This window comes from Variovorax paradoxus, assembly GCF_030815975.1.
In the GTDB taxonomy this organism is placed as follows: Bacteria; Pseudomonadota; Gammaproteobacteria; order Burkholderiales; family Burkholderiaceae_C; genus Variovorax; species Variovorax paradoxus_N.
The window spans coordinates 4,735,483-4,756,528 of the sequence record NZ_JAUSXL010000002.1 but is presented as its reverse complement, the minus strand read 5'-3'; the positions used below and the strand labels follow the sequence as shown (position 1 = coordinate 4,756,528).

At 68.0% G+C, this 21,046-nt stretch carries 17 protein-coding genes and 1 pseudogene; 10 read left to right on the top strand and 8 right to left on the bottom strand.

Annotation, left to right across the window (positions count from 1 at the left end):
• The first annotated feature begins 20 nt into the window (after positions 1 to 20).
• Positions 21 to 494: a BON domain-containing protein gene (locus QFZ47_RS26120; protein ID WP_307658396.1), complete on the top strand. Its 474-nt coding sequence runs from the start codon at positions 21 to 23 to the stop codon at positions 492 to 494.
• Entirely contained in the window at positions 487 to 2,838 is a 2,352-nt protein-coding gene (locus tag QFZ47_RS26115) for a phosphoketolase family protein (RefSeq protein ID WP_307658395.1), read from the top strand. Before QFZ47_RS26120 ends, QFZ47_RS26115 begins: the two co-directional genes overlap by 8 nt.
• Before the next feature lie 18 nt (positions 2,839 to 2,856).
• Here QFZ47_RS26115 and QFZ47_RS26110 read toward each other — a convergent pair whose 3' ends face one another.
• Complete coding sequence (locus tag QFZ47_RS26110; RefSeq protein WP_307658394.1) at positions 2,857 to 3,849, bottom strand: AraC family transcriptional regulator; 993 nt, start codon at positions 3,847 to 3,849, stop codon at positions 2,857 to 2,859.
• A gap of 235 nt (positions 3,850 to 4,084) precedes the next feature.
• Between QFZ47_RS26110 and QFZ47_RS26105 the strand changes: the two genes are divergently transcribed.
• Positions 4,085 to 5,134 carry an aldo/keto reductase gene (locus QFZ47_RS26105; RefSeq protein WP_307658393.1) on the top strand — a complete coding sequence of 350 codons (1,050 nt, stop codon included), beginning with the start codon at positions 4,085 to 4,087 and terminating at the stop codon, positions 5,132 to 5,134.
• 36 nt (positions 5,135 to 5,170) lie between these two features.
• On the opposite strand, the gene bioD is transcribed toward QFZ47_RS26105, so the two are convergent.
• The 3 genes and pseudogenes from bioD to bioA form a co-directional block, all read right to left on the bottom strand.
• Complete coding sequence (gene bioD / locus QFZ47_RS26100) at positions 5,171 to 5,917, bottom strand: dethiobiotin synthase (RefSeq protein WP_307658392.1); 747 nt, start codon at positions 5,915 to 5,917, stop codon at positions 5,171 to 5,173.
• On the bottom strand, positions 5,914 to 7,149 hold the full coding sequence (gene bioF / locus QFZ47_RS26095) for an 8-amino-7-oxononanoate synthase (protein ID WP_307658391.1): 1,236 nt from the start codon (positions 7,147 to 7,149) through the stop codon (positions 5,914 to 5,916). Before bioF ends, bioD begins: the two co-directional genes overlap by 4 nt.
• Positions 7,133 to 8,531, bottom strand: a pseudogene (gene bioA, locus QFZ47_RS26090) (adenosylmethionine--8-amino-7-oxononanoate transaminase). The gene bioF and the pseudogene bioA overlap by 17 nt, the downstream one beginning before the upstream one ends.
• Before the next feature lie 448 nt (positions 8,532 to 8,979).
• Between bioA and QFZ47_RS26085 the strand changes: the two are divergent.
• A complete protein-coding gene (locus QFZ47_RS26085; protein ID WP_307658390.1) occupies positions 8,980 to 9,174 on the top strand; it encodes a hypothetical protein in 195 nt (64 codons plus the stop codon).
• A gap of 42 nt (positions 9,175 to 9,216) precedes the next feature.
• Positions 9,217 to 9,945, top strand: coding sequence for a UdgX family uracil-DNA binding protein (locus QFZ47_RS26080; protein ID WP_307658389.1), 729 nt, complete (start codon positions 9,217 to 9,219; stop codon positions 9,943 to 9,945).
• On the opposite strand, the gene QFZ47_RS26075 is transcribed toward QFZ47_RS26080, so the two are convergent.
• Together QFZ47_RS26075 and QFZ47_RS26070 are read right to left on the bottom strand one after the other, a co-directional pair.
• Entirely contained in the window at positions 9,909 to 10,517 is a 609-nt protein-coding gene (locus QFZ47_RS26075; RefSeq protein WP_307658388.1) for an alpha-ketoglutarate-dependent dioxygenase AlkB, read from the bottom strand. The genes QFZ47_RS26080 and QFZ47_RS26075 overlap by 37 nt on opposite strands.
• Positions 10,504 to 12,852 (bottom strand): helicase C-terminal domain-containing protein, encoded by a 2,349-nt coding sequence (locus QFZ47_RS26070; protein WP_307658387.1) that lies wholly within the window; start codon positions 12,850 to 12,852, stop codon positions 10,504 to 10,506. The genes QFZ47_RS26075 and QFZ47_RS26070 overlap by 14 nt, the downstream gene beginning before the upstream one ends.
• 145 nt (positions 12,853 to 12,997) lie before the next feature.
• Here QFZ47_RS26070 and QFZ47_RS26065 point away from each other — a divergent pair, with 145 nt between their 5' ends.
• From QFZ47_RS26065 to QFZ47_RS26045, 5 genes are read left to right on the top strand one after another with little or no spacing between them, the layout of a single operon-like run.
• Entirely contained in the window at positions 12,998 to 16,495 is a 3,498-nt protein-coding gene (locus tag QFZ47_RS26065) for a response regulator (RefSeq protein ID WP_307658386.1), read from the top strand.
• Complete coding sequence (locus QFZ47_RS26060; protein ID WP_307658385.1) at positions 16,492 to 17,346, top strand: CheR family methyltransferase; 855 nt, start codon at positions 16,492 to 16,494, stop codon at positions 17,344 to 17,346. The genes QFZ47_RS26065 and QFZ47_RS26060 overlap by 4 nt, the downstream gene beginning before the upstream one ends.
• Complete coding sequence (locus QFZ47_RS26055; protein WP_307658384.1) at positions 17,343 to 17,948, top strand: chemotaxis protein CheB; 606 nt, start codon at positions 17,343 to 17,345, stop codon at positions 17,946 to 17,948. The genes QFZ47_RS26060 and QFZ47_RS26055 overlap by 4 nt, the downstream gene beginning before the upstream one ends.
• Positions 17,938 to 19,158 (top strand): hybrid sensor histidine kinase/response regulator, encoded by a 1,221-nt coding sequence (locus tag QFZ47_RS26050; protein ID WP_307658383.1) that lies wholly within the window; start codon positions 17,938 to 17,940, stop codon positions 19,156 to 19,158. The genes QFZ47_RS26055 and QFZ47_RS26050 overlap by 11 nt, the downstream gene beginning before the upstream one ends.
• 46 nt (positions 19,159 to 19,204) lie before the next feature.
• Complete coding sequence (locus QFZ47_RS26045; RefSeq protein ID WP_307658382.1) at positions 19,205 to 19,564, top strand: response regulator; 360 nt, start codon at positions 19,205 to 19,207, stop codon at positions 19,562 to 19,564.
• Positions 19,565 to 19,578: 14 nt separating this feature from the next.
• Here the strand turns inward: QFZ47_RS26045 and QFZ47_RS26040 are convergent, their stop codons facing one another.
• On the bottom strand, positions 19,579 to 19,938 hold the full coding sequence (locus QFZ47_RS26040; RefSeq protein WP_307658381.1) for a hypothetical protein: 360 nt from the start codon (positions 19,936 to 19,938) through the stop codon (positions 19,579 to 19,581).
• Positions 19,939 to 20,067: 129 nt separating this feature from the next.
• Positions 20,068 to 21,015 carry an adenylate/guanylate cyclase domain-containing protein gene (locus QFZ47_RS26035; protein WP_307658380.1) on the bottom strand — a complete coding sequence of 316 codons (948 nt, stop codon included), beginning with the start codon at positions 21,013 to 21,015 and terminating at the stop codon, positions 20,068 to 20,070.
• Positions 21,016 to 21,046: the final 31 nt, after the last annotated feature.

Genomic DNA, 21,046 nt, shown 5'->3' with positions numbered 1-21,046 from the left:
TCGTCGGTGAATGAAATCGCATGCAAGCAAGGCATCCGTTCGTTGCGGCGCGACGGGTCAGGCGCAGGAACGCAGGCGTCGAGTGCATCGTATGGGTCCGCTCTCCCTTCGCGCAAAAAGACCCGCAGGAAACATTGGGATTGCAGCACGGCGGCAAGGTGCGAACCCTGTGCGCCGATAGTGTCGATGAGGGGCACCTCGCGAATCACGCCGCGGACGGCGCAGCAGGAAGCCCCCTCCTCCTCCTCCTCGAAAGGTTTGAAATGAACCCCGATATTCAACTCAGGCACGAGGTCTTCGCCCAGCTGAACTGGGACCCGGCGGTATGCGGGTGCGATGTCGACGTGCGTGTGACCGATGGCGTGGTCACCTTGCACGGCCGGCTGGCCAGCGAGGATCTGAAGAGCGCCGTCGAGCGCGCCGTGCGCCGCACCGAAGGCATCACGCTGATCGTGAACCGGCTGACCACGGCGGAATGCGCGAACAATGACTGAGCACGGCGACTTCGCGCTGCTGGACGCCTGGTGGCGCGCGGCCAACTACCTGTCCGTGGGCCAGATCTACCTGATGGACAACCCACTGCTGCGCGAGAAGCTGAGCCTTTCGCACATCAAGCCGCGCCTCTTGGGCCACTGGGGCACGACGCCGGGCCTCAACTTCGTCTATGCGCACATGAACCGCGCCATCGCGGCCCGCGAGCTGAACGCGTTGTTCATTGCCGGCCCCGGCCATGGCGGCCCGGGCGTGGTCGCCAACACCTATCTCGAGGGCACCTACAGCGAGGTCTATCCCCACATCGAACAAAACACCGATGGCATGAAGCGGCTCTTCACGCAGTTCTCGTTTCCGGGCGGCATTCCGAGCCATGTGGCGCCGGAAACCCCGGGCTCCATCCATGAAGGCGGCGAGCTCGGCTATTCGCTGCTGCACGCCTACGGCGCCGTGTTCGACAACCCCGGCCTGCTCGCCTGCTGCGTGATCGGCGACGGCGAGGCCGAAACCGGCGCCCTGGCTGCGAGCTGGCATTCCAACAAGTTCCTGAACCCCGAGAGCGACGGCGCCGTGCTGCCGATCCTGCACCTGAACGGCTACAAGATCGCCGGCCCCACGGTGCTCGCGCGCATCCCGGAGGAAGAGCTGGCGCAGTTGCTGCGGGGCTATGGGCATGAGCCGTACTTCGTCACCGGCCACGAGCCCGCGCAGATGCACCGGCTGATGGCGGCGGCGCTCGACAAGGCGCTCGACGGGATCCATGCCATCCAGGCGAGCGCCCGCGAGCACGGGTTTCGAGAACGCCCGCGCTGGCCGATGATCGTGCTGCGGTCGCCCAAGGGCTGGACCGGGCCCAGGCAGGTGGACGGCGTGCCGGTCGAGGGCACGTTCCGCGCGCACCAGGTGCCGCTCGCCGGCTTTTCGGCCAGGCCGGAGCATGTGGGCCTGCTCGAAGACTGGATGCGCAGCTACCGGCCCGAGGAACTGTTCGACGCTGCCGGCGCGCTGCGGCCCGAGATCGCGGCGCTGGCGCCCAGGGGAACGATGCGCATGAGCGCCAATCCGCATGCCAACGGCGGCCTGCTGCTCAGGGACCTGGCCATGCCGCCCTTCCGCGAGCACGCGGTAGAAGTGGCGGCGCCGGGCGTGGCCGATGCGCAGGCCACGCGCGTAGCGGGCCTCTTCCTGCGCGACGTGATGCAGCGCAACGAGGCGGCGCGCAACTTCCGCGTCATGGGGCCGGACGAAACCACGTCGAACCGACTGGACGCGCTGTTCGACGTCAGCGCGCGGACCTCCACCGCCGAGATCCTGGCCGGCGACGACCATGTGTCGCCCGACGGCCGGGTGATGGAGGTGCTCAGCGAGCACCTCTGCCAAGGTTGGCTCGAAGGCTACCTGCTCACGGGACGCCATGGCTTCTTCTCGTGCTACGAGGCCTTCATCCACATCATCGACTCGATGTTCAACCAGCACGCCAAGTGGCTCAAGGTGACGCGGGGCATCGGCTGGCGCCGCCCGATCGCCTCGCTGAACTACCTGCTCACCAGCCATGTCTGGCGGCAGGACCACAACGGCTTCAGCCACCAGGACCCGGGCTTTCTCGACCACGTGGTGAACAAGAAGGCCGAGGTGGTGCGCGTGTACCTGCCGCCCGACGCCAACACGCTGCTGTCGGTGGTCGACCATTGCCTGAAGAGCCGCAACTACGTGAATGTGATCGTCGCGGGCAAGCAACCGGGTCCGCAATGGCTGGACATCGAATCCGCGGTGCGCCATTGCACCGTGGGCCTGGGCATCTGGACCTGGGCCAGCAACGATGAAGACGCTGCGCCCGACGTGGTGATGGCCTGTGCCGGCGACGTGCCCACGCTCGAGACGCTGGCCGCGGTCGACCTGCTGCGCAGGATGCTGCCGGAACTGAAGGTGCGCGTGGTGAACGTGGTCGACCTGATGGCGCTGCAGCCGCCGAACGCGCATCCGCACGGGCTGCCGGACGCGGACTTCGACGCCATCTTCACCACCGACCGCCCGGTGATCTTCGCGTTCCACGGCTATCCCTCGCTGATCCACCGGCTCACCTATAAGCGGACCAACCACGACAGCTTCCATGTCCATGGCTACTGCGAGGAAGGCACCACCACCACGCCGTTCGACATGACCGTACTCAACCGGCTCGACCGCTTCCACCTGGCCGCCGACGCCATTGCCCGGGTCGAGCGCTTCCGCGACAGCGCGGGCCATGTGCAGCAGCATCTGCGCGACAAGCTGCTGGAGCACCGCGCCTACGTCAACGTTCACGGCAAGGACATGCCGGAGATCGAGGACTGGCGCTGGACGAACTGACTGCGCGGCGGACTTCCTTCAGGCGGCCTGCATCGACCCCGCGCCGAGCGCATCGTTCTCGGCTTCGCTGAGCCAGCGCCGCTTGTCGCGCAGCGGCGGCGCGCCGAACATGCGGCTGTACTCGCGCGCGAACTGCGACGGGCTCTCGTAGCCCACGCTGTGCGCCGCGCTCGATACGTCCACGCCGGCCATCAGCATCTGGCGGCGCGCCTCCTGCAGGCGCAGCTGCTTCTGGTACTGCAGCGGGCTCATGGCCGTCACGGCCTTGAAGTGATGGTGGAACGACGACACGCTCATGTGCACCGCGCGCGCCATGTCCTCGATCCGCAGCGACTGCGCATAGTTGACGCGCAGCGCGCTGATGGCCTTGGCAACGCGCTGGGTGTGGCTGTCCTGCAGCGCGATCTGCCGCAGCCGCGCGCCCTCGCCGTTGACCAGCAGGCGGTACATGATCTCGCGCTTGATGAGCGGCGCCATGATCGGCACGTCCTCGGGCGATTCGACCAGCCGCAGCAGCCGCAGCACCGGCTCCAGCACCGGCATGGCGATGCGGTTGACGTACATGCCGCGCGAGGCGGGCGCATTGGCCTTCGCAGGCAGCTTCTCGTCGCCAATGAGCTTGCCGATCTCGTCGATCGCGAGCTCCAGCCGCAGGCCGAGGTAGGGCTCGTTGTCGCTTGTCAGGCGCACCTGGCCGCACACCGGCAGGTCGACCGAGGTCACCAGGTAGTGCATCGGGTCGTACACATAGATGTCGTCGCCCACGATGATCCGCTTGGAACCCTGCGCGATCAGCCCGAGCGCCGGGGTGGCGAAGGCGTGCTTGGGACCGTCGGGCTTGCTGATGCAATGGACCTGCAGGCCGGCCACCGGCGTTTCTACCGTGCCGTCCTGGCCGCGCGTGATGCGGTTGATCAGCGCCACCAGTTCCTTCCTGGCTTCGTCGAGTTCGGGCTCCAGCGGCATCGGCCGGGCAATGGCGGCAGCGATTTCGGGTGATTCTTGGGACATGTTCGGGGGGCTTGTCACGGTTGGGGCCGCAGCGGCGGCCGGCGTGGAGGATCGGGTGGTTCAAGCTTAGCGCCGCGCCAACGAATCTGCACGGCCAGCGCAGGAGGTCTGGAGAAATAGGCAAGGACTTTGCAGGAACGCGCTCGCCATGCCCGGCGCCGCGGCCGGATACTTTTGCGGTCACCGGGGGCTTTGCGGCCCCTTCCAAGTGCCACCCATCCAAAGGACACCTCTCATGCAGTACCGCAAATTCGGCCGCACCGGCCTGTTCGTTTCCGAACTCTGCCTCGGCACCATGACCTTCGGCGGCTCCAGCGGCATCTGGGGCCAGATCGGCAACCTCCAGCAGTCGGAGGCGGAAAGCCTGGTCGGCCGCGCGCTCGATGCCGGCATCAACTTCATCGACACCGCCGATGTGTACTCCGAAGGCCTGTCGGAAACCATCACCGGCCAGGCGCTGAAGAACCTCAAGGTGCCGCGCGAGAACGTCGTGGTCGCCACCAAGGTTTTCGGCGAAACCGGCAAAAGCGCCAATGCGGCCGGCGCCTCGCGCTACCACATCATGGACGGCGTCAAGGCCAGCCTGAAGCGCCTGCAGCTGGACCACATCGATGTGTACCAGATCCACGGCTTCGACCCGGCCACGCCCATCGAGGAAACAGTGCGCGCACTGGACAACCTAGTGCAGCAAGGCCACGTGCGCTACGTGGGCGTTTCCAACTGGGCGGCCTGGCAGATCATGAAGGCGCTGGGCATTGCCGAGCGGCAAGGCCTCGCGCGCTTCGAATCGCTGCAGGCCTACTACACCATCGCGGGCCGCGACCTGGAGCGCGAACTGGCGCCGATGCTGCAGAGCGAGAACCTCGGCCTGATGGTCTGGAGCCCGCTGGCGGGCGGCCTGTTGAGCGGCAAGTACGGCCGTGACACCGAAGCCGAAAAAGGCAGCCGCCGCACCAGCTTCGATTTTCCGCCCGTGAACGTCGAGCGCGCCTACGACTGCATCGACGTGATGCGCGAGCTGGCCGAAGCACGCAAGGTGTCGGTGGCGCAGATCGCGCTCGCGTGGCTGCTGCACCAGCCGGTGGTGACCAGCGTGATCGTCGGTGCCAAGCGCGTCGGGCAGCTGGACGACAACATTGCCGCCACCGCGATCCGGCTCTCCGCCGACGAACTGGCCCAACTCGGCAAGGTGAGCGCGCTGCCCTCCGAGTACCCGGGCTGGATGCTCGAACGCCAGGGCGGCGCACGGGCGAAGCGCCTCGCCGAATCAGGCCAGCGCGGCTGAGTGGCCGAATCGGGCCAGCGCCGCGGAGTGGCTGAACTACTCGGCCAGCGCCGCTGACCGGTGCGCGGCGTGAGCCGCGGTCGCGCGCAGGGCGCGCAGGTCGAGGTGCTGCGCCACGCTTGCCGCACAAGGCTCGGCCAGGTGCGGCACCACGCCGAGCAAGGGCGCACCGAGGCGGCCGCGCAGCGTCTGCAGGTTGGCTTCGGGCGCCAGCATCCCCGGCTCGACGGCGCTCGCGATCCACCCCGCCAGCACGAGTCCGCGCGCGCGGATCGCTTCCGCCGTGAGCAGCGCATGGTTCAGGCAGCCGAGCCGCAGCCCGACCACGAGGATCACCGGCAGGCCCAGCGCCACGGCCAGGTCGGCGCTGTCGAGTTCGTCGCCGAACGGCACGCAGAAGCCGCCCACGCCTTCGACGACCACCGCATCGGCGCGTTGCGACAACGCCGCGAAAGCCGACAGCAGCGGCGCCAACTCGATGCGCACGCCCTCTTCCCTCGCTGCCAGGTGCGGCGACATCGGCGCGCGCAGCAGGTACGGGCAGCGCATGGCGAGTGGCGCATCGACGTTGCCGGCCGCGCGCAACTGCTCGACGTCGTCGTTGCGCCACGCGCCATCGATCTCGTCCAGGCCCGCGGCCACCGGCTTCATGCCGACCGCGCGCAAGCCCGATGCGGCCAGCAGGCTCAGCATCGCGCTGCTGGCCAGCGTCTTGCCGACACCTGTGTCGGTGCCCGTGACGAACCAGCGGCGGTGCGTCATTGCTGCACGCGCTGCGCTCATAAGGCAGCCTCCTTCCACGGCCGCGCCAATGCCTCGCCCAACGCATCGACCAGCCGCGCGACATCGGCCTCGCCGTGGCTGGCCGACAGCGTGATCCGCAGCCGCGCGGTGCCGGCGGGCACGGTCGGCGGGCGGATCGCACCGACGCGCAGGCCGCAGGCATCGAGCTGCGCCATGGTGTGCATCGCGCGCGCGTTGTCGCCGACGATCAGCGGCTGGATGGCGGTGGGCGAATCGGGCAGCCAGGCGCTGCCATCCGGCGGCAGGATGGCTTTCAGGCCCCGGCGCAGCTGGGCGATGCGCGCCTGCAAGCGGGCGCGGCGCACGTCGCCCTCCTCGCCTTCGATCAGCGCGAGGCTCGCGAGCAGCGCATGCGCGATGGCCGGCGGCGCGGCGGTGGTGAAGATGTAGGGCCGCGCCCGCTGCACGAGGTAGTCGATGACGGTGCGGTGCGCCGCCACGAACGCGCCCGACACCCCCGCCGCCTTGCCGAGCGTGCCGACGAGCACCAGCCGCTCCGAGCGCAGGCCCATGGCCTGCAGCACGCCCCGGCCTGTGGCGCCCAGCACGCCGAAGCCATGCGCGTCATCCAGCACCAGCCAGGCGTCGTGCCGCTCGGCCAGCGCGAGCAGTTTGGCCACCGGCGCGATGTTGCCGTCCATGCTGAACACCGCATCGCTCACGATCAGCTTGACCGGTGCATCGCAGGCGCCGAGCTGCGCATCGAGCGCGGCCACGTCGCAGTGCGCATAGCGTTCGACCCGCGCCTTGGCCAGCCGCGCACCGTCGATCAGCGATGCATGGTTGAGCGACTCGGAAAAGATCACCGCCTCGGCACCGCCGAGCGCCGACAGCACCGCAAGGTTGGCCATGTAGCCCGTGCAGAAGAACAGGCTCCGCGCCTCCGGGATGAAGGGCGCCATCCAGCCGGCCAGCCGCTCCTCGAGCTCGGCATGCGCGCGCGAATGGCCAAGGATCAGGTGCGAGCCGCCGCTGCCCGTGCCGTAGCGCGCCGCGCCTTCGGCCAGTGCGGCGGCCAGCGCCGGATGCGCGGCAAGGCCGAGGTAGTCGTTGCTGCTGAAACCGAGCATGGTGCGCTGTACGGCCGCGCCGGCCAGCGTCAGGGATTGCTCGGGCGCACAGGCCGTCTCGGCGATCTGCCGGCGGCGGCGCAGCGACTGGGCATCGAGCGCCGTGATCTCGTCCTGCAGGCGTTCAAGCAAGCGCAGCATCGCGGCCTCCTTCATGTGCGTGGCTGGGACCGGCCACCGCTTGTAGCGTGGCCAGCGTGCCGTAGACCAGCAGGTCGATCTCGTCGTCGCCGATCGCATAGGGCGGCATGAGGTAGACCGTCGAGCCGATCGGACGCATCAGCAATCCGTTCGCCCGTGCGGCAAGGTGAAAACGCTCCGCGAACCGGGCACCGGGCTCGCGCACGTCGAAGGCCGTGATCATTCCGCGCTGGCGCAGATGGTCGACAGGCAGGCCGCGCAGCCCTTCGCGCAAGCGGCCGATCAGCCGCTCGGCGCGGGCGCGGTTGCGCCGCAGCGCGTCCTCGCGCTCGAACAGGTCGAGCGTCGCGAGCGCCGCGCGGCAGGCCAGCGCGTTGCCGGTGTAGGAATGGGAATGCAGAAAGCTGCGCGCCACGTCGTCGTCCATGAACCCTTCGTAGATCGCTTCGCGCGTCATCACCAACGCCAACGGCAGGTAGCCGCCGCTGATGCCCTTGGAAAGGCAAAGAAAATCGGGCCAGATGCCGGCCTGCTCGCATGCGAAGAAGCTGCCGGTGCGCCCGCAGCCCACCGCAATTTCGTCGGCGATCAGGTGCACACCGTAGCGGTCGCACAGGGCGCGCACGAGGCGCAGGTACTCGGGGTCGTGCATCGCCATGCCGGTGGCGCATTGCACCAGCGGCTCGACGATCACGGCGGCGATCGATGCATGCCGTTCGGCCAGCAGCGTTTCGAGTTCGGCCGCGCGCGCGCCGCGCCACGGCAGCGGCGTCTTCGCCCGGCAATGCGGCCCGTGCGTCGGGCGATGCCACGAGGTGCGCGTTCGCGAGCAGCGGTGCATAGGCGTCGCGGAACACCGGCACGTCGGTCACATGCAGCGCGCCCAGCGTTTCGCCGTGGTAGCCCTGCCGCAGCGCGACGAACTGCTGCTTGCCGCCGCGGCCCGCATTGCGCCATGCATGAAAGCTCATCTTCAACGCGATCTCCACCGCCGAGGCGCCATCGGAGGCATAGAAGCAATGGCCTAGCGCATGGCCGGTCAGCGCGGCAAGCCGCTCGGCCAGCTCGACGGCCGGCGCGTGCGTGCAGCCCGCGAGCATCACGTGCGAGAGCGTGTCGAGCTGGTCCTTGAGCGCGGCGTTGATGGCCGGGTGCGCATGGCCGAAGAGATTGACCCACCATGAGCTCGTTGCGTCGAGGTAGCGGCGCCCATCGTGGTCGAAGAGCCAGACGCCCTCGCCCCGCGCGATCGGCAGCGGCGGCACCGCTTCGAGCCGGATGCTCTGCGTGCACGGATGCCAGACATGGCGCCGGCTGCGCTGCTGCCAGCCGGCGTTTTGCGACGGTGCGGGTGTCGAGGGAGAGGCAATCGTTGGCGGCATCCGCGCATTCCTTTTTGGGGGCAAGGCGCGGGATCGTATCGACGCAAATCCAGTGCGGCAAACCGCTGGTCCGGGGGTGAAGATGCCCGTACTTGAGCGACATTGGCCGGCGTAGCCCGCCCGTTCAGATCAACCTCGCGCAACAGGACGGCTTCGCGTGCAGGGGCCACCGCCAGGCGACGATGCAAGTTGTCTTGCAGACGACAAAGATAGCGGCGGAATATCGAGTTCTCACTCGATACGAGGCGGTCAATCTTGATATCGGCCAATCGAATGGCCGATCTCGACTATCGGCAAATGCGGGGGCGCTGCTGGCGCGTCCTTCTCACCTCTCGGCCTTGCCCGGCATGAGGCTTGGACGACGCCCGCGGTGGGCCAATTCCGACACCGGCCGGCATGCGCCGCGCGGACAAACAAATGTCCATCCATTCTTTTGAAGGAGCACCTCATGTCCAAGACGAACCCCAACACGCCCGACGAGCGTGGTTCGTTGCCTCCCCAGCACAACAAGGCCGGCCACCAGAGCCCGACACCCCGCAACGAGCCGCGCCGGACCGTCGAGAGCCGCCATGACCGCGAAAGCCACGTCGGCGGCAGCAACCAGAACCAGTCCCGGCGCGGCGGCGGCGGTTCCGCGCACTGACGCAGGCCGCCTGAACGCCACCAGCCCGCCGGAGTCGACAACGTGTCTCATCGCAACGAGGCCACGGCCGCCCTGAAGGCGCTCAGCGTGGCGACCGATGCCTGCCGCGAATGCCCGCTGGGAGCGCATGCGACCCAGTCGGTGTTCGGCGAAGGCCCGGTCGGCGCGGTGCTGATGGTGGTCGGCGAGCAGCCGGGCGACAAGGAAGACCTCCTGGGCCGCCCTTTCGTCGGCCCTGCCGGCAAGCTGTTCGACCGCGCCGTGGCCGAGCTCGGTTGGGTGCGCGAGAAGCTCTACGTGACCAATGCGGTGAAGCACTTCAAATACGAGTTGCGCGGCAAGCGCCGCATCCACAAGACGCCCGGCCAGCGCGAGGCCGAAGCCTGCCACCACTGGCTCGAAAGCGAGATCGAACTCGTGCAGCCGCGCGCCTATGTGGCGCTCGGCGGCACGGCCGCGCGCTCGCTGCTCGGCCGCCCTGTGGCGGTGATGAAGGAACGCGGCCAGTGGATCGAAGACGCCGCGACCGGCCGCCGCGTGCTGGTCACGCTGCATCCCTCCGCGCTCCTGCGCGGCGATCCGCTGCAGCGCGAAGCCGCGTGGGAAGCCTGGCTCAAGGATTTGGCGGTGGCTTCAAGCCTGATGAAAAAAGCCGCGGCCAAACGCCCCGCCGAGAAACAGCCTGCCGAGAAACAGCCTGCCGCGAAAAAGCCTGCGGCAAGGCCCGCCGCAGGTCATGCGCGCCGCCGCGTGCGCATGGTGATGGAATAACGCAGCGACTCGGTCGGCGCAATGCTGTGCTGCCAGGCCCAGCGCGCTTCGCCGCGCAGCATGTAGATGGAGCGCGGCTCGATCAGCAGCTGGAGGCTGGCGGGCGCGGCGGCACTGGCCGGTGGATAGGGCCGCAGCTGCAGCACCGCGTCGCCCCGCAGCGAAACGCCCACGATGTCCTCGAAGTCCGGCACGTCGCGGTGCCAGCCGAGCGGCGTGCCTGGCCTGTATTCGGACAGCAGCATGTGGGCAAAGTCTTCGGGCGCCTTGCCGATCCATGCGGCCACCCGGGCGCGCAGCGGATGAAGCGCCGGCGGCATCGCAGCGCCCGGGCGCAGTCGATGGTTCTCGAAGTCGTAGCTGCCGCCAAAGCTGATGCCGCGTCGGCGCGCGGTGTATTCCTTGTAGCGCATCTCCCGCAGTTCGAAGCCCTGCACGATGCGCAGCAACTCGTCTTCCTCGGCGCGCGTGAGAAATTCGCGCTCGTAGCGCAGGCCCTCGATGGCCGCCGCGGGCGCCTCGCCGAACAGGTCGGGCTCGTCGGCAAACTGGATGCGGCTAGCGGAGCGCATCAAGGCCTCCCGCTTCGCCGGCATGCGCCGGGCCGCCCAGGCGCAATTCCCACCAGGGCGGCAGCAGTTGTCGGATCTCGGCGCGCGCAAAGCGGTCGTCCAGCAGGTGCAGCACGCCCCTGTCCTCTTCGGTGCGAATGACGCGACCGGCCGCCTGCACCACCTTTTGCAGGCCGGGATAGAGATAGGTGTATTCGTAGCCCTTGCCGAAGCGCGCCTGCATGCGCTCGCGCGTGATCTCGTTCAGCGCGTTGTGCTGCGGCAGGCCCAGGCTCGCCACGAAGGCGCCGATCAACCGGCTGCCGGGCAGGTCGATGCCTTCGCCGAACGCGCCGCCGAGCACGGCAAAGCCGATGCCGCGGCCGCCCTCCTCGAAGCGCGCGAGGAAACCGTGGCGATCGGCCTCGGCCATGCCGCGCGTCTGGGCCCACACGGGCACGCCGGGGTGCCTGGCCAGGAAAGCCGCGCAGGCTTTTTCGAGGTAGTCGAAGCTGCTGAAGAACGCGAGGTAGTTGCCCGGCATGCGCTCGAACTGCGCGCCGATGATCTCGGCCACGCTGCGCAGCGACCCCGCGCGGTCGCGGAACCGGGTCGACACGTTCATGGCCACTTCGACGCGCAGCTGCCGGCTGTGAAACGGCGAAGCCACGTCGAGCAGCATCGTCTCCGGCGGCAGCCCGAGCGCGTCGCGATAGAACTCGAAGGGCGACAGGGTGCCGGAAAAACAGGCGACCGATGCGGCATCGGCAAAGCGCGGTTCGAGAAACGGCGCCGGCACCAGGTTGCGGATGGCGAGGCTGCGCTGCTGCTGGTCGTGCGCGGGGCCCAGCGTGCGCTCGAAGACGGAATGGTCGTCGAAGGCATCGGCCAGCCGGGCGAACTGCAGCGCATCGAAGAAGAAGCGTTGCAGCGGCCCTTGCGCCGCATCCGGCGTGGCCGCGAAATGCTCGCCCATGGCCGTGTTGGCGGCCTGCAGGGTGCGCGCGAAGCGCTCGGGAATCTCGTCGCAGGTGTCGTAGGGCTCGACCTGCGCCTGCTGCACGGTGTCCCATTCGCGGTAGAGCCGCCCGAGCGCGCCGCGCACCGAGGCGGGCGCCGCGCGGTGCGCTTCTTCGAGCGCGAGACCGTCGAGCCGGGCGGTGTACATGCCGCGCGCGCGCTCCAGCAGGTTGTGCGCCTCGTCGACCAGCACTGCCGCGCGCCATTCGGCGTCTTTCATGGTGGCGTAGAGAAAGGCGCTGCCATCGAAGTAATAGTTGTAGTCGCCCACGATCACGTCGCACCAGTGCGCCATTTCCTGCGCGAGGAAATACGGGCACACGGCATGCGCCAGCGCAATTTTCCGCAGCGCCTGCCGGTCGAGCCGGGCGGCTTGCGCGGCCTCCTCGCGCGCAGCGGGCAGGCGGTCGTAGAAGCCCTTGGCGAGCGGGCAGGCATCGCCGTTGCAGGCCCGGTCGGGGTATTCGCAGACCTTCTCGCGCGCGGTGAGTTCGAGCACCCGCACCTGCGCGCATCCCTCGCCCAGCACGCCGAAGGCGTCCAGCGCCACGGCGCGGCCGGAGGTCTTGGCCGTGAGAAAGAAGATCTTGTCGATCTTTTGCGCGGCGCGCGCCTTCAGCAGCGGAAAGAGGGTGGCCAGCGTCTTGCCGATGCCGGTGGGCGCCTGCGCCATCAGGCAGCGTCCGTTCGCGGCCGCGCGGTAGACGGCCTCGGCCAGTTCCCGCTGGCCGGCGCGGAACGAGCCATGCGGAAATTCGAGCCGGCCGAGCGCATGGCCCAGCGCGGCGTGGTGCGCGGCTTCGCTTTGCGCCCAGGCGCTGTAGCGCGCGCACAAAAGCTCGAAGTGCGCCTGCAGCGCAGCCCGCGTGTGCTGCTCTTCCAGCACGGTTTCCTCGCCGGTGCCGAGGTCGAGGTACACCAGCGCCACCGTGATGTGCGCGTAGCCGTGCAACTCGCACAGCATCCAGCCGTAGCAGCGGGCCTGGGCCCAGTGCAGCGCCCGGTGATTGCCGCGGATGGCATCGAAGTCGCCGCGGAAAGTCTTGATCTCCTCGACGCGGGGTTCGCGCGGGTCGTGGCCGTCGGCGCGGCCGCGCACCTTGAGCGCGCCGCAATGCGAGACCAGCGGCACCTCGCTTTCATAGGCATCACCGCGGCGGCCTTGCACGAGCGCGTGTCCGGCCATGCCTTCGAGCGCGCTGGGCGCGGGCACGAAACGCAGGTCGAGGTCGCCGGCCTTGGCACCAAAGGCGCACAGGGCCTTTACCGAGACAACCGAGACGGTGCGGGCATCGGGCGCCGCTTCTGGCGGCTGGGTGGAAAGATCCGTTGTCACAGGCGATGCTGTATAAAACAACAGTATAACGAGGCCCCGGTACGCGCGGCAAGGCGGGCCAAAAACGGTATCGGGCCCTTCTCCGACACCCGGCGCCGCGGATTTCGGCAAAACTTCAAAAGTTTTGCTTACAAATCCCGCTCGAATGAAAACCCCGACCGCGATCGACCCCGAAGATTTCGACCGCCTGCTGAGCCGCAACCTGAAGTGGCCGCTGCTCGGCGGGCTGATCGGCGCGCTGGTGTTCGTCGGCCTGATCGCGTTTCTGCTGCTCACCATCAGCCGGGTCGAGCACACCGACCGCGTCACGCGCAGCGCCGGCGAGCTGCAGGGCCGCAGCATCGACATGGAAACGGGCCTGCGCGGTTTCCTGATCACCGGCGACGAAGGCTTTCTCGAGACCTACCAGAGTGCGCTGCCAAGGATCAAGAGCGACATCGCTGCGCTTCGGGAAATGGTCCTGGACAACAGGCAGCAGGCGGAGCGGATCGAGCGCATCGCGGCGCTGCAGGAGGCCTGGAACGGATTCGCGCAGGATCTGATCGCCGTGCGCCGCGCCGGGGGCAACTACCAGCAGGCGGTGCGGCAAGGCCGGGGCAAGCAGCTGCGCGACGACATGCGCGCGGAGTTCGCGGCCTTCATGGACACCGAGCAGGGCCTGCGCTACCAGCGCAATGAGGAGGCCAACCGCACGGGCTGGCTGGTGGTGAGCGTGTTCCTGCTGTTCACGCTGGTGTTCACCGGCATGGTGGCCTACTTCGGCCGCCGGCAGCTCATGCGGCTTTCGAACAGCTACGACGCGGTGCTGCGCGACCAGGCTGCGCATGCCGAGCGGCTGGCGCAGCAGGCGTGGCTGCGCAGCGCGCAGACCGAGCTGGTCGGTGAACTGGTGGGCGAACTGAACGCCAACGACCTGGGCCGCAAGGTGCTGGCCTTCTTCTCTCGCCACCTGGGCAGCGCCGTGGGCGCGCTGTACGTGCGCGAGCGCCATGGCACGCTGCGCCGCGCCGCGAGCTACGGCTTCTCGATGGAAGCCGAGGCTTCGCCGCAGGTGTTCTCGCCGACCCAGAGCCTGGTCGGCCAGGCGGCCGCCGAACGGCGCCGCATGCTCGTGGAGCCGATCCAGGCCGATTACCTGAAGGTCAATTCGGGCCTCGGAGAGATGCCACCCGCGGCCGTGCTGCTGGTGCCCGTATCGAGTGACGGCATCGTGAACGGCGTGGTCGAGCTCGGCCTGCCGGGCGTGCCCGATGCGCGCACCAACGAATTGCTCGACCTGGTGGCCGAGGACATCGGCGACTCCCTCGCGGCGGCGCGCTATCGCGAGCAGCTGCAGGACGCATTGGCCGAAACGCAGCAGCTCAACGAGGAGCTGCAGGTGCAGCAGGAAGAACTGCGCACCGCCAATGAAGAACTCGAGGAGCAGTCGCGCGCGCTGCGGGCTTCGCAGGCCATGCTGGAGAACCAGCAGGCCGAGCTGGAGCAGACCAACAGCCAGCTCTCCGAGCGTACCGAGGCGCTGGACCAGCGCAATGCCGCCCTGCGCCGCGTGCAGCGCGACCTGGAAGACCGCGCCGACGAACTGCAGCGCGCCAGCCGCTACAAGTCGGAGTTTCTGGCCAACATGTCGCACGAGCTGCGCACGCCGCTCAACAGCGCACTGATCCTGGCCAAGCTGCTCGGCGACAACCCGCAGGGCAACCTGAGCCCCGAGCAGGTGAAGTTCGCGGAATCGATCTACTCGTCGGGCAACGACCTGCTGGTGCTGATCAACGACATCCTCGACATCTCCAAGGTCGAGGCGGGCAAGCTCGAAGTGGTGGCCGAGAAGGTGGCGCTCGACAAGCTCGCGCAGAGCCTGGAGAGCACTTTCAAGCCCCTGGCCGCCGAGAAGCAGCTGGCCTTCCGCCTGGAAATGCAGCCTGGTGTGCCTGCCACGCTGGTCACCGACCGCCACCGGGTCGAGCAGATACTGAAGAACCTGCTCTCCAACGCGCTCAAGTTCACCGACAGCGGCGAAGTGACGCTTGCTGTCTTCGCCGCGGCCGACGGCGGCGTGGTCTTCGCGGTGAGCGACTCGGGCATCGGCATTTCGCCCGAGCAGAAGGAGCTGATCTTCGAAGCCTTCCAGCAGGCCGACGGCACCACCAGCCGCCGCTATGGCGGCACCGGCCTGGGGCTTTCCATTTCGCGCGATCTCACGCGCCTGCTGGGCGGCACACTCGCGGTGCAAAGCCAGCCCGGACAGGGCAGCACCTTCACCTTGCAGCTGCCGGCCGTGGCGCCGCAAGCCGCGCCGCAAGACACGCAGCGAGCAGCCCAGGCACCCGCTCCGGCGCCGGCAAGATTTGCCGCGGCGCGTTCGCCTGTCCCTGCCGCTCCGGCTGCGCCGACGCCAGCCGTTCCAGTACCGCCGCCGCTCTTCGCCGACGACCGCACGCTCCCGCCCGACCAGGTGCGCCGGGTGCTCGTGATCGAGGACGAGCCGCAGTTCGCGCACATCCTCTATGACCTGGCGCACGAACTGGGCTACCGCTGCCTGGTTGCCCACGGCGCCGCCGACGGCTTCGAACTGGCGCACCAGTTCCTGCCCGATGCCATCCTGCTCGACATGCGCCTTCCCGACAGCACCGGGCTCGGCCTGTTGCAGCGCCTGAAGGATTCGCCGCAGACGCGCCACATTCCGGTCCACGTGGTCTCTGCCGCCGACGACGCACAGGCCGCTGCCCTGCAGATGGGCGCCATCGGCTATGCGCAGAAGCCGGCCACGCGCGCCGAGCTGATGCAGGTGTTCGCCCGGCTCGAGGAAAAGCTCACGCAGAAGGTCAAGATCGTGCTGCTGGTGGAGGACGATGCGCTGCAGCGCGAAAGCGTGATCCGGCTGATCGGCGACGAAGACATCGAAATCGCCGCCGTGGGCTCCGGCAAGGAGGCGCTTGCACTGCTTCGCAAGCGCGTCTTCGACTGCATGATCACCGACCTGCACCTGCCCGACATGCAGGGCAGCGAGCTGCTCAAGCGCATGGCATCGGAAGAAATCGTTTCGTTCCCGCCCGTGATCGTTTATACCGGGCGCAACCTCACGCGTGGCGAGGAAGCCGAGCTGCAGCGCTATTCGCGCTCCATCATCATCAAGGGCGCGCGCTCGCCGGAGCGCCTGCTCGACGAGGTCACGCTGTTCCTGCACAAGGTCGAGGCCGAGCTGTCCAGCGAACGCCAGGGCATGCTGAAGGCCGCACGCGGGCGCGACCGCATCTTCGAGGGCCGCACCATCCTTCTGGTGGACGACGACGTTCGCAACCTCTTCGCGCTCACGAGTGCGCTGGAGCAGCGCGGCGCCGCGGTCGAGATCGGCCGCAACGGCCGCGAGGCGCTCGAAAAGCTCGACCAGGCGCGCGAGATCGACCTGGTGCTGATGGATGTGATGATGCCGGAGATGGACGGCCTGGAGGCCACGCGCCGGCTGCGCGCGGATCCGCGCTTCGAGAAGCTGCCTGTGATCGCCATCACCGCCAAGGCCATGAAGGACGACCGCGAGCAGTGCCTGGCCGCCGGTGCCAGCGACTACCTGGCCAAGCCTGTGGATTTGGAGCGCCTGTTCTCGCTTCTGCGCGTGTGGATGCCCAAAATGGAGCGGCTGTGAACCGAAATTCCGCCTCCCTGCCCCTCGCCTCTCCGTTGAGCAACACGGAGATCGAATTGCGGCTGCTGATGGAGGCCATCTACCTGCGCTACAGCTACGACTTCCGCGACTACACGGTGGCGTCGCAGAAGCGCCGCGTGCTGCACGCGCTCGCGCAGCTCGGGCTCCCGAGCATTTCGGCATTGCAGGAGAAGGTGCTGCGCGACCCGCTGCTGTTCGGCCGGCTGCTCGAGTACCTGACGATTCCCGTGAGCGAGATGTTCCGCGACCCGACCTACTTTCTGGCGCTGCGCCGGCACGTGGTGCCGATCCTGCAGACCTATGCGTCCATCAAGGTGTGGGTGGCGGGCTGCAGCACCGGCGAGGAAGTTTTTTCGCTGGCCATCCTGCTGCGCGAAGAGGGCCTGCTCTCCCGCACCCAGATCTACGCCACCGACATCAACCCCGCCTCGCTCGAGAAGGCGCGGCAAGGCATCTTCCCGATCGAATCGATCCGCGGCTACACGGCCAACTACCAGCGCGCCGGCGGCCGCAGCTCCTTTTCCGACTACTACACCGCGGCCTACGACGCCGCGCGCTTCGACCCGGCGCTGTGCGCCGACGTCATCTTTGCCGACCACAGCCTGGCCACCGACAGCGTGTTCGCCGAGACGCAGCTTGTCTCGTGCCGCAACGTGCTCATCTATTTCAACCGCGAACTGCAGGACCGGGCGCTCGGCCTGTTCCACGAGTCGCTCTGCCACCGCGGCTTTCTGGGGCTGGGTGCAAAGGAGAGCATCGACTTCTCGAGCTACTCCGAGCGCTTCGACACCCATTCGCAGCCGGAGCGCATCTACCGCAAGGCCACATGAATTCGAATGCTCCCCCATCTCCGGGCAGGCGCGTCGAGGCCGTGGTGGTCGGCGCGTCCGCGGGCGGCATCGAGGCGCTGCTGGTGCTGCTGCACGGCATTGCGCCGCCGTGGCGCCTTCCCGTGGTGGTGGTGCTGCACCTGCCTGAAGGGCACCAAAGCCACCTGGCGGAGATCTTTGCCGAGCGCTTGCACATACCGGTGCACGAAGCCGCCGACAAGATGCCGCTCGCGCCCGGCAGCCTGTATTTCGCGCCGCCCGGCTATCACCTGTCGATCGAGCGCGACCGGTGTTTTTCTCTCAGTTGCGAGCCGCCCGTGCGCTTTTCGCGGCCGTCGATCGATGTGCTGATGGCCTCGGCCGCCGATGCCTGCGGGCCCGCGCTGGCCGGATTCCTGCTCACGGGCGCGAACGATGATGGCGCCGAAGGGCTCTACCGTATTCACCAGGCCGGCGGCATCACCGCCGTCCAGGACCCGAAGGAAGCCCAGATTCCCACCATGCCCCAGGCAGCCATTGCCCGCCATTCACCCGATCACGTGCTTGCCTTGCGCGAGCTTCGCGCATTGCTGTTGCAACTGGAGTCCGCCCATGCCCATTGAGGTCGAAAGCAAGCTGCTGATCGTCGATGACCTGCCCGAGAACCTGCTTGCGCTCGAGGCCCTGATTCGCGGCCCGGGGCGTGCGGTGTACCGCGCCTCCTCGGCCGAGGAGGCCCTTGCGCTGCTGCTCGACCACGAGTTCGCGCTGGCCATCCTCGACGTGCAGATGCCCGGCATGAACGGCTTCGAGCTGGCCGAGCTGATGCGCGGCACGGAGCGCACGCGCCACATCCCGATCATCTTCGTGACCGCGGCCGGCCGCGATTCGAACTACGCCTTCCAGGGCTACGAAAGCGGCGCGGTCGACTTCCTGTACAAGCCGCTCGATGCGCATGCCGTCACGGGCAAGGTCAACGTATTCGTCGACCTGCATTGCCACCGCAAGGCGCTGCGGCACGAAATGGACGCGCTCGCGGTTGCCAACCGCAAGCAGGAAGAGCTGGTGCAGCAGCTGCGCCACACCCAGCATGAACTGGAGCATGCGGTGCGCATGCGCGACGACTTCATGTCGATGGTCTCGCACGAGCTGCGTACGCCGCTCAACACCCTGTACCTGGAAACGCAGTTGCGCCAGCTCCACGTGTCCAAGGGCAACTTGGAATCCTTTGCCGTGGACCGCCTGCCCGGCATGATCGAGCGCGACCAGCGGCAGATCCGCAACATGGTGCGGCTGATCGACGACATGCTCGACGTCACGCGCATGCGAAGGGATGCGCTGTCGATCCAGCCCCAGCCGGTCGACCTTGCCGCGCTCGCGCGGGCCGTGGTGGAAGGCCTGAAGCAGCAGGCGGAGGCCGCTGGCTCGGACATTGCGCTGGAAGCGCCGCGCGAGTTGCGCGGCGTGTGGGACGAGTTCCGCATCGAACAGGTGCTGACCAACCTGCTGACCAACGCGCTGCGCTACGGCGGCGGCAAGCCCGTGGAGATGGTGCTGCACGAGCTCGATGGCACCGCGCACATCACCGTGCGCGACCAGGGCATCGGCATTGCGCCCGAAGACCAGGAGCGCATCTTCGAGCAGTTCGAACGCACCGACGACAGCCGCAAGCACGCGCCCGGGCTGGGCCTCGGGCTCTACATCACCCGCAAGATCGTGGGCCTGCACTGCGGACGCATCGAGGTGGAAAGCAGGCCCGGCGAAGGCTCGCTGTTCCACGTCGAGCTGCCGCTGCAGGCTGCCGCCAAGGCTGCGACGCAAGTACAGGCGTAGGCGCCCTCCTACTGCACGGGAGGCAATTGACCGGGATACTGGGTGGATGAATGTGCTGATCGTCGATGACAACGAAGCTGCGGCAGACCTGCTGCAGGAACTCCTGACGCTGCAGGACCATACCGCTCGCTGCACCTACACGGCGCAACAGGCCATGGATGCCGCTGCCGAGGAGCGCTTCGATGCGGCGCTCATCGACCTCACGCTGCCCGACTTTTCCGGCGCAGAGGTGGCGCGGCGGCTGCGATCGGCAGCGGCGGACCGCGGCCCGCGGCTGCTCGTGGCTATTTCGGGTTTTTCGCAGGAAGAGGCGGGCGGCGCCGCAACGCGGAACCTGTTCGACCACCATCTTCAGAAGCCCATCGACATGGGCGAGCTGTCCGCCATCCTGTCCGCGCCGCGCTGAGCGCGTTCGGCCGGTCAGTCCCGGTCTTCGTATTCCCGGTCGTTCTCCCATTCGTCGCCGTTCGGCGGACGATAGGGATAGCCTGGCCCGTAGTAGATCCGTCCGGGCGGCGGTGCATAGACGGGCGCCGGGCGGTAATACACGGGGGGCGGCGGCCGGTAGTACACCGGCGGTGCCGGCGCGTAGTAGATCGGCTGCGGATAGTAGGCGGGCGGCGGCGGTGCGTAGTACGGCGCCGGATAGCCGCCCGCGCCGATCTGCACCGACCAGCTGCCGCGCGCGCTGGCGGCACCCGCGGCCAGCAGCGCACTGGCCGCGATCGCGCCGAGGGCCATCCATTTGAAGACAGAAGAACGTTTGTTTTTGAATTTCACTGCGGCTCCCTTGAGAGGGTGCTGACGACCAGCTCCCCATGGTGGTTCCAACGCTCGAGGCACTCTGCAAGTGCACCTGCAGCCGCGCCCGATCGTTGCCAAACGTCACTGCGCGCGCGTATGCGGCACTCAGCTCGTGATCTCGCGGCGCGAAAGTTGCACCTCGGCGCCCGCCGTGTTGAAGGCGATGGTCGGCGCGGTGAAATCGCTCAGCGGCGCGCCAAGGCCGATCTCGCCGCGTCCGTGCAGCACGCATTCCTCGCGACGCAGCGCGACTTCGTGGCTCGGCGCGCCGTTGCCATGAAACCGCACCCAGGTGCCGTAGGTGCTCAGATCGGTCAGCACGCAGCTGCCGTGCCGCAGTTCGATGCGCGCATGCAGCCTCGAGACGCGCGGATCGTTCACCACGAACTGCGCGTCGTGCACCCGCCCGAGATGGATCGGCAGCTCTTCGGTGCGGAACATGGCGCGGACGTCGAGCCATGCCAGCTCGATCTGGCCCGGCGACGAATCGGGCGGCCGCGGCGGCGCCAGCGCGGCCGGCAGCGTGAGGAGCGACGTCATTTCCTCTTGCCAGTCGATGCGGTGGACGGCCGACATTTCGCTGCGTCCGCGGATGGTGATGAGGCCCAGGTCGCGATGCCGGACGCCGGTTTCGCCCAGCTGCGCAATGGCCGTGTCGGTGGCCCAGATCTGGCCGGGTCCGGCCAAGTCGCTCAGGCGCGAAGCCAGGTTGACCGCGTCGCCGAAGCAGTCGCCCTCGACCTCGACCACCTCGCCGCTCGCCACGCCGATCTGCAGCGCCATGCGCAGCGGCACCGGCCAGGCCATGAGGCGCTTCTGGTGGTAGCGCTGCAGCTCGATCACGGCCTGCATGGCCGTGGCGGCATTGGAAAAAATGGCAAACACGCCGTCGCCGAGCGACTTCACCACCCGGCCCTCGTGGGCCTCGCAGATGCTGCCGATCCAATGGGTCAGCCGCGTCACCATGTCGGTGGCGCGCGCATTTCCCATGGCCTCGAAAACCCTGGAGCTTCCGGTCAGGTCCGCGAAAACGACTGTGGAATTGACGTCCATGCTGTGGCAGCAGTTGCTTATGCGTATATAA